Here is a 15,118-nt window from a genome sequence, read left to right on the forward strand (position 1 = left end):
AGATTAAAAAGGGGTTCGAAGCTGGCGATCATACCAGAAACTCTCAGGTTTCAATCTGACAATTTAAATTTCCAATTCGTTGCATAATTTACATATAGAGAATTGCGTTCGGTAATTCTCTAACTTAAAATAGCGGCCGCACGTCCATTTACGCAGAATCCAACCGATTTTATAGGCAATACAAGTGAATGGATATTGCCTGCGGCCGAAAAATCATCGCCATCCAAGGGCACAAGGACTGCCTACGCAGCAAATAAGCCATGAAGCCAGTGTCGATACTCAGCAAGATGGACGCGATCAAACTGGCGGCTAGCATACGGTTACGCCCTATCCTAATGACAACGGCGGCCATGATTTCCGGCCTTATTCCTTTGTTATTCGCCGTGGGTGATGGTGCCGTCGCACGTTTCAATATCGGATTAGTGATCGTGTCAGGCCTAGCCATAGGCACCCTGTTCGTGCTACCTGTGATTACACCTATTTAGCACAGCGGCATCAAGCACTCCCAGTATTCGACGAAGCACTCATACTCGATACGCCACAAGCTTAAGTTTTAAGTTTTAAGTTTTAAGTTTTAAGTTTTAAGTTTATAACACTAAGGCCTGAATATTTTATTCAGGCCTTTTTATTTTCCAATAGCGGGTATGCTCAGGTACAATCCAGCTAATATTAAAAGCACTCGTATTTAAAGTATTAGCCAACGGCGGACCATAGATAATGATCAATCCAAAGAAAATTGAAGAAGTTGCCAAGCAATTAGCCGAAAGCCTGCCGAGTGGCCTGAAGCAATTCGCCGGTGAATTTGAAGATAAGAGTAAGCAGATCCTGCAAAACCAATTGATGAAGTTGGATCTAGTGTCCCACGAAGAGTTTGAAGTGCAGCAGCATGTTTTACTCAAGACCCGTGAAAAGCTCGAGGCCCTACAGGCACAGGTCAACGCGCTGGAAAAGAGACTCAACGAGAGTGACAGCGAATAAGTTTAACCTTATATCACTCGATATAAGGCATGACAAAAATCAAGAGCGCTTAAGCGCTCTTTTTATTGCCAGCTATTTGGCTTCTGACTTATTCGCTGCAAACAGCAATATACATCCTGCCAGCAAGACCAGGTCCTTGACGATAAACTGACCACTGCCAGTCAACAAAGGCAAGCCCCGGCTCATCTCATAGGCCGGTAAGCTGATGATAAAGGTCTGGGTCGCCATAAACGTTAATGCCGCAACCGCTAAGCCAAATGTCCTGGCCCAGACATATTTCCCACCGATAATAAGCCCAAAGACCGCAAGCAACTCAACCACGCCGATAAAATATGAGCCATGAAGTACACTAAAAATATCGTAAATCCAGCTAAATAGTGGACTCGTCGTCATCAATCTCTCGATGCCATCTGCTTCGAACTGAGTAAACTTCATGCCGCCTATCCACAGCATCACCAATACCACTCCGGCCCAGATGATCTTAAGTGAGAAGCGATTTAACTTTTGATGACCGGCGTAATGAGAGGCAATAAAAGCAGAGACGCCGACGATGGCCAGATACTTAATCAAACCCTGTCCGGCACCGATGGCCGGGAACCCGCCCAGACTATCGATCCAAACCGGGTGAGTGAATAACATCAGCATAGGTATCAAGGCCATTAGCGAATAGAGATAGAGGCCTGCATGACTCAGTTTATGCTTAGGAAAGATTAATGCAGCGACCACGCTCAGCTGTATGACGCCTAACAAGGCCGATAGCCAAGGGAGATCAGGCAAGCTTATGGTCGCGACTTGTTTAGCAAAATAGTCGACATCTAGGGCTGTAAATCGATTCATTGCAGTCGTCAGTAGGAAGAGTCCCAATAACACGCGTGCAACGGCTAACCCAGGTATAGATTTAATCTCAAACATTTCAATCTCCAATTCAGATGCAGCAATAGACCCTTAAATCGGAATAACTATTACACTGAAACTGAATACAATTATCTATCTAGCGCAGTTACCAATAAGCATAAGCTCCACAATTCTTCACAAGATTGCCATTTTTTCGCCATCATTGATCATAGCTTAGCCCCCATATCCATGAAGAAATTTGTTCAAATGGTGCCTATCACATTAGAGGGATTTTTCATGCTAGATCTTTTAACTTCTGCTAAAACTAATCTTACCCATAAAATACTACTGGTTGCGCTCTTATCTCTCTTGTCACTCATCCCATTGGGTTTAGTGATGGATATGGTTTGGGAAAGAGAGAACTTATACCACCAAGTGGTGGAGGAGATAGGTCAATCTTGGGGGGAGCGACAGCAGATCTCCGGGCCTGCTCTCGTCGTGCCCTATACCTATCAAGTTGTGCAAGAGACTGTCAATGATGAAGGCAAGGTCAGAAAATTTACCAGCACTTATCAGAATGAACTGGTGATCTTACCTAAGAAGCTAACGCTAAATATCGATCTCACCCATGACTTTCGTTCCAGAGGCATATTTCAGTCTCTGGTCTACAATGCACGCATCACAGGCTCTGCGAACTTCGAAGTCGCTGCGGCTAAGGTGCCAAACATGTCTAAGTTCGATATCGAAAATGCTCGTATCGTCTTCGGTATATCGGCCAATCAAGCCATAGATAAAATAGAGACCTTCGAGCTGAGAAGTGAATCTACAGGGGCGCTAATCGTTCAATCCAGCATAATGTCGGGCACAGGCCTATCAAACCAGATAGGACTGAAACGAGGCTTCCACCAACCCATTAAGCTAGAAGGTGGGCAGAAGAAATTAACCTTAAATTTTGCCGTTAAACTGAGAGGTTCACAATCTATCAGCGCACTCCCTCTGGGGGAACAGACCAGTATCCAGATCAGCGCCGATTGGCCCCACCCCAGTTTCAAGGGAATACTGCCGGCACATAGAGAAGTCACTCAGCAAGGCTTCAGTGCCAACTGGGAGATCAGCCATCTCAGCCGTAACTTTCCTCAAATTTTTAGCAAGAATCAAGAGATCGACTTGAGGGAGATAGAAGCCAATACGATACTGTTCGAGCCTGTCACTCACTACGGTAAAATTGAGCGTTCGGTGAAATACGGCCTGCTGTTTATCATACTCAGTTTCATCATATTACTGATATTTGAACTGAGTCAGAAGACCAGCCTGAGCCTGATCCAATATCTGCTGGTGGGATGTGCCATGACACTATTTTATCTCTTGCTACTGTCTCTATCTGAGCACTTAACCTTTTCACTGGCTTACATCATAGCGGCCAGCGTCCCAATCACTTCAGTTTCGGCCTATGTTGCCAGTGCTACATCCTGTATCAAGCGTGGCGGGATCATGTCAGCCATGTTGATAGCCCTATATACTGTGCTCTACTCCATCCTCAAGCTGGAAGATTATGCCCTGCTCATGGGGACCGGCCTCCTAGTGGTCATCATGTTGATCCTTATGTATGTCACTCGAGGGGCAGGACAAGAGACTTTGAACTCAGATAAACCCGACGACACCAGCCGAGTCGACCCATCAAGTTAACGATATTTAATTGATATTTCTGCCAACAGGGCTAGCTTGCCGCGAATGCGCAAGTTAGCCTAGGCACTTTTAAAATGAGGCTATCCCATTGAAGCGCCCATCCTCCTTTATGCCTTCCGTGCTAATTCCTATGATACTGGGCTGGATATTCCTGCTTATCATACCCGGCATCCTGTTTGTCTCTGACATATCGTTATTTCCCTGGTTGTCTCTCGATTCCACTGCGGCCGAAATACTTTTTTTGATAACTTCAAGTGGAACGTTTCCCTATGGCGTCGCGACAATATTCTTAGTATTACTCCTAAGCTATCGAAGACTGGAGCACTCAAGATTTTTTAGCCTATTTTTCGCTATCTCACTGAGCATGTGTACCATACTCGGACTCAGCCATTACCTTAAACCTTTCTTCAACGAGGCGCGCCCTAATGCGGTCTGGCTAGAGCAGCATTACTTGCTTAACACCGATAACTTTTACTCTCTTTCCAAAGCCGAGCGCAAAGAGCAGATGATGGCAGCAGTCAATCAGATCGAACACGCCGACACAGAGATAACCTTAGCGCCATTAGTGAAGCAGCATTGGCAACATGAAGTAGACTTTTCATTTCCCTCGGGGCACACCTTACTTGCTATCACCTTGACCATGGTTGCCAGCTATTACCTCCTGATAGCGGGTAATATATGGATATCCAGCCTGCTCTTTTTCTGGAGCATCGCCATGGGATTCAGTCGCATGCTACTGGGAATGCATTGGACGCAAGATGTACTCGCCTCGACTCTACTCGGTGGAATCATCGGACTTCTCAGCCTATTGGTTATTCACAAGGTATTTCCTTTAGTCTGGTCGATTTCGTCCAAACTAGCCCCACGGCAGATAAAAGCGGATCGGTCGCCATGATGATCATTCCCGCCATGTATGTGGCGCAGCATAACGGCGTACAGATTTTCGCCGCAGATGGCAGCCTACTTAATTCTGATACCTTAGGTGGTAACCTGCAATATATTTTAGCCTTCGTATTCTTCATCTTGATGACCATCTCAGGTCTGACATCGGCTATCTCTATCCTTGAGGTACCCACCAGCTACCTGATGGAAAAGAGAGAAATGGGCCGCAACAAGGCCACCTAGTTAATAGTCGCCTTAAGCATGGTGTTGTTAATTTTACTCAGCTTTAGGGAAGGAACTAAGTGAAAAAAAAACGTACTCAGCTCATCACAATGGTCAGCATAATTGTGACTATTGTATTTTATTTTTTATGGCCTACCCCTCAAAAAGTGCCGGCTCAGTCTAGTGTGAACGATATTGATACTGTGGCCAACACAGTTAATGCATCAAAAGAGATGGATACTCATGCTCCCAGCCTATCCGTCACCCGTTATCAACAGTGCAAACAGCTCATTGAAAATAGCCGTGCTAAATCGAATAACTTTGGTCGCTCCCAAGATTGGAGTAAATACCTCAATGACGGATACTCGATTGATGACATCACATCGGCAATCGATCACTTCTCAAACTCAAATTTCGCCGCCAGCTGGCGCGACGAGCAATTAAAGAAACAATCACAACTGAGCCTAAATAATTTAAAGATAAATGAATTATTGAAAAACGAAATCCCTGATCTGCCTGAAGATTTTAAGTTTAAAATCGCAGTTCCCAAACCAGCATTAGAAAGCATTGCCGATTTAACCGAAAAAGCGGCATTACAACTTATTAAAACGACAGAATTAAGCATCGATGATGTCGCTTGGTTAGTCAAACAGGAAGAGCTCTCTCAACAAGTATTAACTGAAGCCATAAACAAATTAGATGATATTAACCAAATGCTTGGCTATGACTTTATAGGGGATGAACTGCTATTATTGATTGATGTAGCAGCTTTTGAGGGGCGGGATCGTGTTGTCAGCCAACTTTTACAACAACACAGTACACTGTCTAACGATGCTTATCTTGGCTCGACCATGGAGCATGCTTTAGCCAAGCTGAGCTATGTCCTAGGAAAAGGCATTGAGGATGGTGCAGTTATCAGTCAGATTAATATTATAGAACAACTACAAGGCCTAAATGCAGCCGCCTTCTTCGATACACAAACGGATCAATCAGTATCAGGCTCCTTCCCGCGACACTCTTATCATTTTACCGAACAACAACTCGCCTCACTATCGGCGCACTATCAGCTAGACCTAACGCAAATACCAGCGAGAAGAAGGTTAGCTTTCGACCCCGATGCAAAACTGATCGTTAGACTCAGCCAAGAGCGAGACCTGTTACTTGAGAAAGAGGCTTCACCAGAACAACTACTTTCCTGCCAAGCTAGAATTTCTAAAATCGATAAAAAATGGCAACCAAAAACGCTTAACTATTATATGACTCAGCTAAAAAATGAGCATAGAGTAGTGAATGCGATCAACCTTCACAATATCGAACCAGCATTAGCACAATGTTTTATGGCAACGCAACAAACGCACCTCCCATTTTCTCACCCAAGAAATAAAGCACTAGAATCCAAGGTTTTTGGTAAGAAACTGCGTAACAATAAAATTCTTGAAGTAATAAAAATCATTGAATCCGCTAATTTAACAGAGGCACAACTGCGCTGGTTTTTCTATCAAATCCTCCCATGGGACGCCAGTTATTATCAAGCTTTACAAAGTAGTCGACTTAGGCAAGAACAGATAGATTTTACGTTACTGATGATGTATGGAAGAAATAACTCAATTTATTTCGAAGAGCTGCACATCAATGGACTCGACATTACTGGAACGGATCACACAGGAAAGACGCTTATTTATCTTAGCATCGAAGGACGTAAGTTAGATTTACTCAGTTACTTAGTCAGCCAAAGGAGTGACTATCATGATAAGCCTATCGGCACAGATCCTTTATACTTAGTAATAGATTCAAGCTATTACTTCAACCCAAAAAAAGTATTGGATTACCTTGAGGTATTGATGCAGCTCTCGCCACCTGTACACGACTACCATAGAAGAGCATTAGCACTGCTACGACTCAAATACCCTGAGCTCTACAGCCAAATATCAGCACGCTTTGGCGCATTAAAAATAACCGACGACACCCCATTACCTCTGGCGAGCTGTTACGGTAACAAACTTAACTCGGGATAAGCAAAACGGTTAACTGATAAAAAAATGCCAGTAAGTCTAGCTTACTGGCATTCGATTACGGATTATTTTGGCCAATATTAGATCTAATTCAACACTTCTTCCAAGGCTTTAAGACAAAGCGCTACATTCTCTCTTCTAGCGCCAAAGCCCATCAAACCGATGCGCCATGCTTTACCTGCCAGAGCGCCGAGACCGGCGCCAATTTCGAGGTTATAGTTTTCCAACAGCTGCTTACGCACTGCTACATCATCGATACCTTCCGGGATATAGACGGCGTTGAGCTGAGGCAGACGGCAGGTCTCTTCGACCACAAACTTAAGCCCTAATCCCTCGAGTCCTTGTCTGAGCACCTGGTGCATATCGGCGTGACGTTGCCACGAAGCCTCTAGGCCTTCTTTAGCCAGTATACGCAAAGACTCATGCAGGGCATAAAGCGCGTTAACCGGCGCCGTATGATGATAACTGCGCTTGGCACTGTTATCGGCGGTACCACTCCAATAGCCCATGACCAAGGTTTGATCCAAAAACCAGCTCTGCACTGGGGTGGTGCGACTCTTGATTTTCTCAACTGCAGCCGGAGAAAACGACACCGGTGACAGGCCAGGTACGCAAGAGAGGCACTTCTGGCTGCCGGCATAGATGGCATCTATGCCCCACTCGTCGACCCTAAGCTCGACGCCGCCCACTGAGGTCACGGCATCGACTATAGACAGGCAGTCATATTGCTTCGCCAGGCCGCACAAGGTTTTAGCATCGGACAGGGCACCGGTAGAGGTTTCGGCATGAACGAAGGCGAGAAACTTAGCATCCGGATGGGCCTTCAATGCCGCCTCGACATCGGCAGGACTGACCGCCTCTCCCCACTCATTATCGACCATCACAGCCGTGGCTCCGACGCGCTCGACGTTTTGACGCATACGCTCGCCAAATACACCGTTGCGACAAACAATCACCTTCTCACCCGCCTCGACCAAGTTAACGAAGCAGGTCTCCATGCCGGCACTCCCCGGTGCCGACACGGCTAAGGTCATCTCATTTTTAGTCTGAAAGGCATACTGAATAAGCGCCTTAAGCTCGTCCATCATGCCAACAAACAAAGGGTCTAAATGACCGATAGTGGGACGCGCTTGAGCGGCTAATACCTCAGGGTAGACATCGGAGGGGCCGGGCCCCATCAAGGTTCTACGCGGGGGATGAAACGCATCGATACTGGGTGCTGCTAACATATGACTTCCTCGAAAATCCCTTACATTAAAGATAAGGGGTAACTGTTTGATTAGTATCTAGTCTTAAGACAAAACACTCATTCCCTACGTATTATATTATCTAGCGTCACCTTGACTATGGTGAAGTGATTCTTGTGCCTTATGACATCTTATTGTCTATATCTACCTATCACAAGTGGACTAATGCTTGATGTCCAAATTCAAACCGGCGTTTAAAAGATAACATAAAAAAAGGACGCATATGCGTCCTCCGTTTTATTCGCTATTGCACCGACTCTGCCCGACTCCAGTATTCGAAATGTTCACTTCGAGACATATCTCTGCACTACTTTAATCTTCTTGCCTGTGCTATTAGCCATTTATCTCGACAAGACTAGCCTAATCTCTGTTAGCTAAGAACAGCTTATAAGCCGGACTCTGAGTCTCTTCATGATAGACGAAGCCCAGCTCGGTTAAGAACTGCTGAAATGCCATGTTATCGGACTCGGGAACCTCGAAGCCAGCCAAGACGCGACCGAAAGCGGCGCCATGGTTTCGATAATGAAACAGGCTGATATTCCACTTACTCTGCAGGGTCGTCAGAAACTTAAACAGGGCGCCAGGATGCTCGGGAAACTCGAAGCTGAACAGGCGCTCATCGAGCTTCTCCGGCGGATGCCCGCCCACCATATAGCGCACATGTAATTTCGCCGTCTCATCATGGGAAAGATCTTGCACCTCGAAGCCATCACTCTCCAACCTTGCAATGATTTTATCCAGCTCGCTCTGGCCTTCCGATAGACGGATCCCGGCGAACACTACCGCCTTATCCCGACTGCTGAAGCGATAATTAAACTCAGTCATCACCCGCTTTTCTAACAATTCACAGAAGCGCAGGAAGATACCCGGACGTTCGGGGACTTTAACTGCCAGAATAGCCTCTTTTTTCTCCCCAAGCTCACAGCGCTCAGAGATATATCTCAGGCTATGAAAGTTAACATTGGCACCACTGAGAATGGCGGCCACCTTCTCACCTTTACCCGCATCGCCCATATACTTCTTTAGACCAGCCAGAGCCAGGGCTCCGGCTGGTTCGGCTATGGCGCGAGTATCTTCGAAGATATCTTTCACCGCGGCGCAGATCTCATCCGAGCTGACGGTGATCACATCATCGACATATTCCCGTGCTAGCCTGAATGGCTCGGCGCCAATCTGCTTAACCGCGACGCCATCGGCAAACAAGCCGACCTGAGGTAAAATAACCCGCTCACCGGCCTCTAAGGCCGCCTTTAAACAGGCAGAATCTTCCGGCTCGACGCCAATAATTTTAACCTCGGGCATCACAGCCTTATAAAACGCGGCAATGCCGGCGATCAGGCCGCCACCGCCCACGGGAACAAAGACTATTTCTAAGTCCCTTCGTTGCTGCAGCATCTCCTGGGCTATGGTGCCTTGCCCAGCAATCACGGCCTCATCATCGAATGGCGCCACGTAGACGCGACCATCTGCAGCCGCAAGCGCCTGAGCGTAGATATTAGCCTGATCGAAGGCCTGACCATGAAGTACCACCTCACCGCCGAGACGCCTGACCGCATCGACCTTGATATCCGGAGTCGTTTCCGGCATCACGATCACCGCGCTGATGCCAAGCGCAGCAGCCGACATCGCGACCCCCTGAGCATGATTGCCCGCAGAGGCACACACCACACCACGCTGACACTCATCGGCTGTGAGCTCAGATATCTTGTTATAGGCACCACGCAGCTTGAAGGAGTGCACGGGTTGCATGTCTTCGCGCTTGAGGAACACCTGACAGCCCAGGCGGGCCGACAGCTTATTCAAACTAGAGAGTGGCGTGACTTTAGCCACATCATAGACAGAAGACAATAAGATCTTCTGTAGATAATAGTGCGCCAGATCTAGCCTAGCATTGGAGCTTGATGCCAACATATTAATCCTCCAACATGGTGACATCTCGCACCGCGCCTTTATCGGCACTGGTCGCCAGCAAGGCATAGGCCTTGAGTGCCAGAGATACGGAGCGTTCACGCCCAACAGGCTTCCAGGCCTGCTTACCGCGCCCTTCCATTGCAGTGCGACGAGCCGCTAATTCACTGTCACTGATGGCAAGTTTGATCGAGCGCGCCGGAATATCGATCTCGATTCTGTCACCTGTCTCAACCAGAGCTATGGTGCCACCAGCCGCCGCTTCTGGCGAAACATGGCCGATAGACAGGCCGGAAGTACCACCAGAGAAACGACCATCTGTGATAAGCGCACACGCCTTACCTAGGCCGCGAGACTTAAGGTAACTGGTCGGATAAAGCATCTCCTGCATACCTGGGCCACCTTTAGGGCCTTCGTAGCGAATGACGACCACGTCACCGGCAACCACCTTGCCCCCCAAGATAGCGGCAACGGCATCATCCTGGCTCTCGAACACACGGGCCGAGCCGACAAAGGTATGATTATCTTCATCCACGCCCGCTGTTTTGACGATACAACCATCGATGGCTATGTTACCGGAAAGCACCGCTAGGCCGCCTTCCTGACTAAAAGCAAATTCACGCTTACGGATACAACCGCCTTCGCGATCGTCATCCACACTATCCCAGCGACAATCTTGACTGAAGGCCCGAGTGGTCGGGATCCCCGCAGGTCCCGCCGTGAAGAACTTATGTACCGCCTCATCTTTACTCTGGGCGATGTCCCATTTGGCCAGTACCTCTTTCAAGTTTGTACCCGCCACATGGTAGGCATCGTTATGAATGAGGCCGGCTCGGTCGAGCTCGCCTAAGATACCCATCACGCCACCGGCGCGATGCAAGTCTTCCATATGATACTCAGGGCTCGCAGGCGCCATCTTGCACAAATGAGGCACCAGGCGTGACAGCCTGTCGATATCGGCCATGGTGAAATCAACTTTTGCCTCATGAGCCGAGGCTAACAGGTGCAATACCGTGTTACTTGAGCCGCCCATGGCGATATCTAAAGTCATGGCATTCTCGAACGCCCTAAAGTTAGCGATATTACGTGGCAATGCAGACTCATCGTCATGCTTGTAGTAACGCGTAGCCAGGTCCATGATGCGGCGACCCGCTTCTAAGAAGAGCTCGCGTCTGTCGGCGTGAGTGGCCAGCATGGAACCATTACCCGGCAAAGACAGGCCTAAGGCTTCGGTCAAACAGTTCATCGAGTTAGCGGTAAACATGCCGGAACATGATCCGCAGGTAGGACAGGCGCTGCGCTCAATCTTATCGCTGTCTTCATCCGATATGCGATCGTCCGCACCCGCCACCATGGCATCAACCAGATCCAGTTTGATGATGTTACCCGAAAGCTTAGTCTTACCCGCTTCCATTGGACCACCGGAGACGAAGATCACCGGAATATTGAGGCGAAGTGCCGCCATCAGCATACCTGGGGTGATCTTGTCACAATTTGAGATACACACCAGGGCATCGGCGCAGTGGGCATTGACCATATACTCGACGCTGTCGGCAATAAGCTCACGTGAAGGCAGGCTATAGAGCATGCCGCCGTGGCCCATGGCGATACCGTCATCTACCGCGATTGTATTAAACTCTTTGGCGATACCGCCCGCTGCTTCGATGGCGCCAGCGACTAACGAGCCCATATCTTTGAGGTGCACATGACCGGGAACAAACTGAGTAAATGAGTTGGAAATCGCAATAATTGGCTTACCAAAATCACTATCTTTAACGCCGGTGGCACGCCATAGGGCGCGGGCTCCGGCCATGTTACGACCTTCGGTACTGGTAGCTGAACGTAATTTAGGCATTGCGATTGTCCTTATTGAGCAGGGTCGAGGTGCTAGTTCCTAGTGCCTAGGAAGAGCAGACGATTCAAGATTATAGTTAACATTTTTAAACCTAAAAGATATAAACTTTCAGGTAGTGTATATTTCAATTGTGTGACTCATAAGCAAACCTAAAGATGACTTAATGTTTAGGTCATGTTCCACCACGAAGTGGCATCAATAGCGATGCGAAACCGATCTATTATAAGACCTCTAACCAACCCCACTTGTCTTGGGTCTCACCGGTAAACAGGCCGAAGAAGCTCGCCTGTATCGACTCTGTGATGGGGCCGCGCTTACCGGCGCCAACATCGATTCTGTCGACGCTGCGCACCGGCACGATTTCTGCCGCTGTGCCCGTCATAAATATCTCATCGGCGAGATAGAGGAACTCACGGGACATGGCCTCTTCGACCACTTCATAGCCCTTTTCACGAGCCAGGATGATGATGCTATCTCGAGTCAGGCCCATAAGGATGGCCGACGTCGAAGGTGGTGTATAGATTTTTCCTTTCTTGACCACGAACAGGTTAGCACCAGCACCTTCGCTGACCAGACCATTCACATCCAGGGCTATGCCCTCATCGAAGCCGTTACGCTTGGCTTCGGTGGAAATTTGAATCGATGACAAGTAGTTACCACCGGCCTTAGCGCCGGTAGGTATGGTATTGGGTGCGAGACGATTCCATGAGCTCACAGCCACATCGACCCCAGCTTCCATACTGTCTTCACCTAGATAGGCGCCCCAGGGGAAAGCCGCAACCATGACATCACACACGGCATCTTTAGGCGGAGTGATCCCCATGCCTACATCACCATAGAAGGCCAGCGGACGAATGTAGGCACTCTTGAGATCATTCTTCTGCACGCTGTCACGACAGGCCTGCATCAGCTCATCATGCGTATAAGGAATTGGCATGCGGTAGATCTTAGCCGAATCGAACAGACGTTGCACATGATCGGTAAGACGGAATCCCGCCGGGCCCAGGTGAGTATCATAGACACGGATCCCTTCGAAGACAGAAGATCCATAATGTAAGCCGTGAGACATCACATGCACCTTAGCATCACCCCAAGGTATTATCTCACCATTGAACCATATAAACTCTGCTTTCTTCGTGGTCATCTCTATTTCCTCACTCTCTGTCAATATTCATTGCAACAGGCGTTAACTGTTCACTTTGTTATTATCGCTAATCTAATAGCCTGTCATCAGTATCTAGTAAGCCTTAAGCCTGTACCCGACAGTCGATCACATCGACAAGCTTATCTAGCTGATTAGTCAGTAGCTCTATGGCCCGTTCACTCTCGACATGCATTGTGAGTCGAACATTGTGCTCACCTGCTAACTGCATATCCATCTTGGTCACTTTAAAACCGCGATGGCGTACCACTCTCAATACACGCTCCAACACTTCAGGCTGCTGCACTAAGGTTAAGCTCAATTGATAACTCATCTCTACTCCTATCCACTCGTTCTTACCTGCGTTGTGCGTTAAGTCTGCTTGTCCATCATGTCTGTTTGTCCATCTCTTCCATCATGTCACGATTACTGGCACCCGGTGGGACCAGTGGCCAGACCTTGATGGAGAGCATCATGTCTGTTTGTCCATCTCTTCCATCATGTCACGATTACTGGCACCCGGTGGGACCAGTGGCCAGACATTGTGAGCATCATCAATCCTCACATGCAGCAGATATGGGCCTTCGCAGCTAATTAAATGATCTAACGCTTCTTCTACCTGATCACGTGTGGTGATGGTGCGGCCGGGAATGTCGAATGCCGATGCCAAGGTGACAAAATCTGGGTTATCGGAAAGATCGGTCTCGCTGTAACGCTCCTCGAAGAAGAGCTGCTGCCACTGTTTCACCATGCCCAGCTTCTGGTTATCTATCAGCAAAATTTTAACCGCCAACTTACGCCGTTTGATGGTGGTGAGCTCTTGCACATTCATCATAAAGGAGCCATCGCCGGAGACGACCACTACGGTCGCATCGGGACGGGATACCTTAGCGCCGATGCCGGCAGGAAGGCCGAAACCCATGGTTCCCAAGCCCGAGCTAGACAGGTGGTCTTCAGGATTACGGAACCACATATGCTGGGCCACCCACATCTGATGCTGGCCAACATCGCAAGTCACCACACTATCTTCTGGCAATTTATCGGCTAAGCGTTTCAACATGGCGGGGGCGAATATTAGCTCACCTGGGCGATCATATTTCCATTGATGCTCGGCTTTCAATTGCCCAACCTCTTCGCGCCAGGGAGCAATAGCTAACTCGGTCGTCAATGCGGGCAACACCTGACGTAGATCGCCGGCGATGGCCACTTCCGGCAAGCGTAATTTACCCAACTCCGCCGCATCGATATCCAAATGAATCACCTTGGCATGCTCGGCAAAGGATGCTAAACGACCGGTAACCCTGTCATCGAAACGAGCGCCGACCACGATTAACAGATCACACTCCTGGACGGCAATATTGGCCGCCTTGGAGCCATGCATGCCTAGCATGCCCAGATAACCCGACGTGTCTTTTTCTATGCTACCCAGGCCCTTTAGTGTGGCCACAGAGGGAACACCCGTGGCCTGGATAAATGCACGCAATTGAGGAACGGCTCTCGCCATACCTACGCCACCACCCACATAGAGCATAGGTTTATGGGCTTGTTTGAGTAGCGTCAAGGCATCATCAAGTTTGCAGGTATCGGCTTGAGGCTGAGGGGACTTCTCCTGAATGGGAGTCGAGTACTCGAACATAGCGATTTGGATATCTTTAGGAATATCCACCAGCACAGGACCCGGACGCCCCGATGCTGCGATCTCGAACGCCTTATACAGGGTCGGAACCAGCTGCTCTATCTCGGTCACCATGAAACTGTGCTTAGTACACGACAGCGACATACCCAAAACATCGATTTCCTGGAAGGCATCGGTGCCAATCACGGCGGTAGATACCTGACCTGTGATGGCGACAACAGGCACAGAGTCAAGCAAGGCATCGGCCAATGAGGTCACTAAATTGGTAGCCCCAGGACCCGATGTCGCGAAACACACCCCAGTCTTACCTGTCGCACGGGCATAACCTAAGGCTGCAAATGCGGCGCCCTGCTCATGGCGACTCAATAGGTGTTCCACCGGTGCACCGTAAAGCGCATCATAAATCGGCATGATAGCGCCGCCAGGGTAACCAAAAATATTCGTCACCCCATGGTCGACTAGCACCTTGATCACGGCATCGGCGCCGCGCATCATCTGCCCACTATCCGCTTGTCCGGCCTCTGAATTGTCTTGCTGTGTCTGCCCTTGTTCCATCTGTATCTGTCACTCCATGCCGAACCTTAGCGGTTCAGTATTTGTAGGGTAAAGCCGTTTTGCATATTTCTTAGTCGGGCTTTAAACGAAAAAACCCCCGGTCCTTGCGGAGCGGGGGGTTAGTTGCAATCTTTACCTAATTAGGTTTATCGATGCGCCATG

General features: G+C 48.6%; 11 protein-coding genes and 2 pseudogenes. 6 read left to right on the forward strand and 7 right to left on the reverse strand.

The window, feature by feature from the left end:
* Window positions 1–278: 278 nt before the first annotated feature.
* Both HRU42_RS04635 and HRU42_RS04640 read left to right on the forward strand, forming a co-directional pair.
* Window positions 279–550 (forward strand): annotated as a pseudogene (locus HRU42_RS04635) (efflux RND transporter permease subunit); the annotation flags it as partial.
* A 167-nt stretch (window positions 551–717) separates the two neighbouring features.
* Entirely contained in the window at window positions 718–978 is a 261-nt protein-coding gene (locus HRU42_RS04640; RefSeq protein ID WP_295029172.1) for an accessory factor UbiK family protein, read from the forward strand.
* 72 nt (window positions 979–1,050) lie between these two features.
* On the opposite strand, the gene HRU42_RS04645 is transcribed toward HRU42_RS04640, so the two are convergent.
* Window positions 1,051–1,890, reverse strand: coding sequence for a DUF417 family protein (locus HRU42_RS04645; protein WP_295029173.1), 840 nt, complete (start codon window positions 1,888–1,890; stop codon window positions 1,051–1,053).
* Window positions 1,891–2,109: 219 nt separating this feature from the next.
* On the opposite strand from HRU42_RS04645, the gene creD reads away from it, so the two are divergent.
* The 4 genes and pseudogenes from creD (at window position 2,110) to HRU42_RS04665 (ending at window position 6,617) form a co-directional block, all read left to right on the forward strand.
* Window positions 2,110–3,498: a cell envelope integrity protein CreD gene (creD, locus tag HRU42_RS04650; protein ID WP_295029174.1), complete on the forward strand. Its 1,389-nt coding sequence runs from the start codon at window positions 2,110–2,112 to the stop codon at window positions 3,496–3,498.
* A gap of 88 nt (window positions 3,499–3,586) precedes the next feature.
* Complete coding sequence (locus HRU42_RS04655; RefSeq protein ID WP_295029175.1) at window positions 3,587–4,393, forward strand: phosphatase PAP2 family protein; 807 nt, start codon at window positions 3,587–3,589, stop codon at window positions 4,391–4,393.
* Window positions 4,387–4,620, forward strand: a pseudogene (locus HRU42_RS04660) (sodium-dependent transporter); the annotation flags it as partial. The gene HRU42_RS04655 and the pseudogene HRU42_RS04660, both read left to right, overlap by 7 nt.
* 62 nt (window positions 4,621–4,682) lie before the next feature.
* Complete coding sequence (locus tag HRU42_RS04665; RefSeq protein ID WP_295029176.1) at window positions 4,683–6,617, forward strand: hypothetical protein; 1,935 nt, start codon at window positions 4,683–4,685, stop codon at window positions 6,615–6,617.
* Between the two features lie 83 nt (window positions 6,618–6,700).
* On the opposite strand, the gene HRU42_RS04670 is transcribed toward HRU42_RS04665, so the two are convergent.
* From HRU42_RS04670 to ilvG, 6 genes are all read right to left on the reverse strand, one after another.
* Complete coding sequence (locus HRU42_RS04670) at window positions 6,701–7,843, reverse strand: alanine--glyoxylate aminotransferase family protein (protein WP_295029177.1); 1,143 nt, start codon at window positions 7,841–7,843, stop codon at window positions 6,701–6,703.
* A 378-nt stretch (window positions 7,844–8,221) separates the two neighbouring features.
* Window positions 8,222–9,772, reverse strand: coding sequence for a threonine ammonia-lyase, biosynthetic (ilvA, locus tag HRU42_RS04675; protein ID WP_295029178.1), 1,551 nt, complete (start codon window positions 9,770–9,772; stop codon window positions 8,222–8,224).
* A gap of 1 nt (window position 9,773) precedes the next feature.
* Complete coding sequence (ilvD, locus tag HRU42_RS04680) at window positions 9,774–11,624, reverse strand: dihydroxy-acid dehydratase (RefSeq protein ID WP_295029179.1); 1,851 nt, start codon at window positions 11,622–11,624, stop codon at window positions 9,774–9,776.
* 220 nt (window positions 11,625–11,844) lie between these two features.
* The gene (locus tag HRU42_RS04685) at window positions 11,845–12,768 is read right to left on the reverse strand and encodes a branched-chain amino acid transaminase (RefSeq protein ID WP_295029180.1); all 924 of its coding nucleotides are present in this window, start codon (window positions 12,766–12,768) and stop codon (window positions 11,845–11,847) included.
* A gap of 103 nt (window positions 12,769–12,871) precedes the next feature.
* Window positions 12,872–13,099 (reverse strand): acetolactate synthase 2 small subunit, encoded by a 228-nt coding sequence (gene ilvM / locus HRU42_RS04690; protein WP_295029181.1) that lies wholly within the window; start codon window positions 13,097–13,099, stop codon window positions 12,872–12,874.
* Between the two features lie 138 nt (window positions 13,100–13,237).
* Complete coding sequence (gene ilvG / locus HRU42_RS04695; RefSeq protein WP_295029214.1) at window positions 13,238–14,893, reverse strand: acetolactate synthase 2 catalytic subunit; 1,656 nt, start codon at window positions 14,891–14,893, stop codon at window positions 13,238–13,240.
* Between the last annotated feature and the right edge of the window lie 225 nt (window positions 14,894–15,118).

The sequence above is a fragment of the Shewanella sp. genome, from assembly GCF_013214165.1.
Lineage (GTDB): Bacteria > Pseudomonadota > Gammaproteobacteria > Enterobacterales > Shewanellaceae > Shewanella.

Bases quoted from the DNA above. Each gene is read 5' to 3' on its own strand.
- HRU42_RS04645 (WP_295029173.1), bottom strand. From the start codon at position 1,890: ATGTTTGAGATTAAATCTATACCTGGGTTAGCCGTTGCACGCGTGTTA.
- ilvA (WP_295029178.1), bottom strand. From the start codon at position 9,772: ATGTTGGCATCAAGCTCCAATGCTAGGCTAGATCTGGCGCACTATTAT.
- ilvG (WP_295029214.1), bottom strand. From the start codon at position 14,893: ATGCGCGGCGCCGATGCCGTGATCAAGGTGCTAGTCGACCATGGGGTG.
- HRU42_RS04640 (WP_295029172.1), top strand. From the start codon at position 718: ATGATCAATCCAAAGAAAATTGAAGAAGTTGCCAAGCAATTAGCCGAA.
- HRU42_RS04670 (WP_295029177.1), bottom strand. From the start codon at position 7,843: ATGTTAGCAGCACCCAGTATCGATGCGTTTCATCCCCCGCGTAGAACC.
- creD (WP_295029174.1), top strand. From the start codon at position 2,110: ATGCTAGATCTTTTAACTTCTGCTAAAACTAATCTTACCCATAAAATA.
- ilvM (WP_295029181.1), bottom strand. From the start codon at position 13,099: ATGAGTTATCAATTGAGCTTAACCTTAGTGCAGCAGCCTGAAGTGTTG.
- HRU42_RS04685 (WP_295029180.1), bottom strand. From the start codon at position 12,768: ATGACCACGAAGAAAGCAGAGTTTATATGGTTCAATGGTGAGATAATA.
- ilvD (WP_295029179.1), bottom strand. From the start codon at position 11,624: ATGCCTAAATTACGTTCAGCTACCAGTACCGAAGGTCGTAACATGGCC.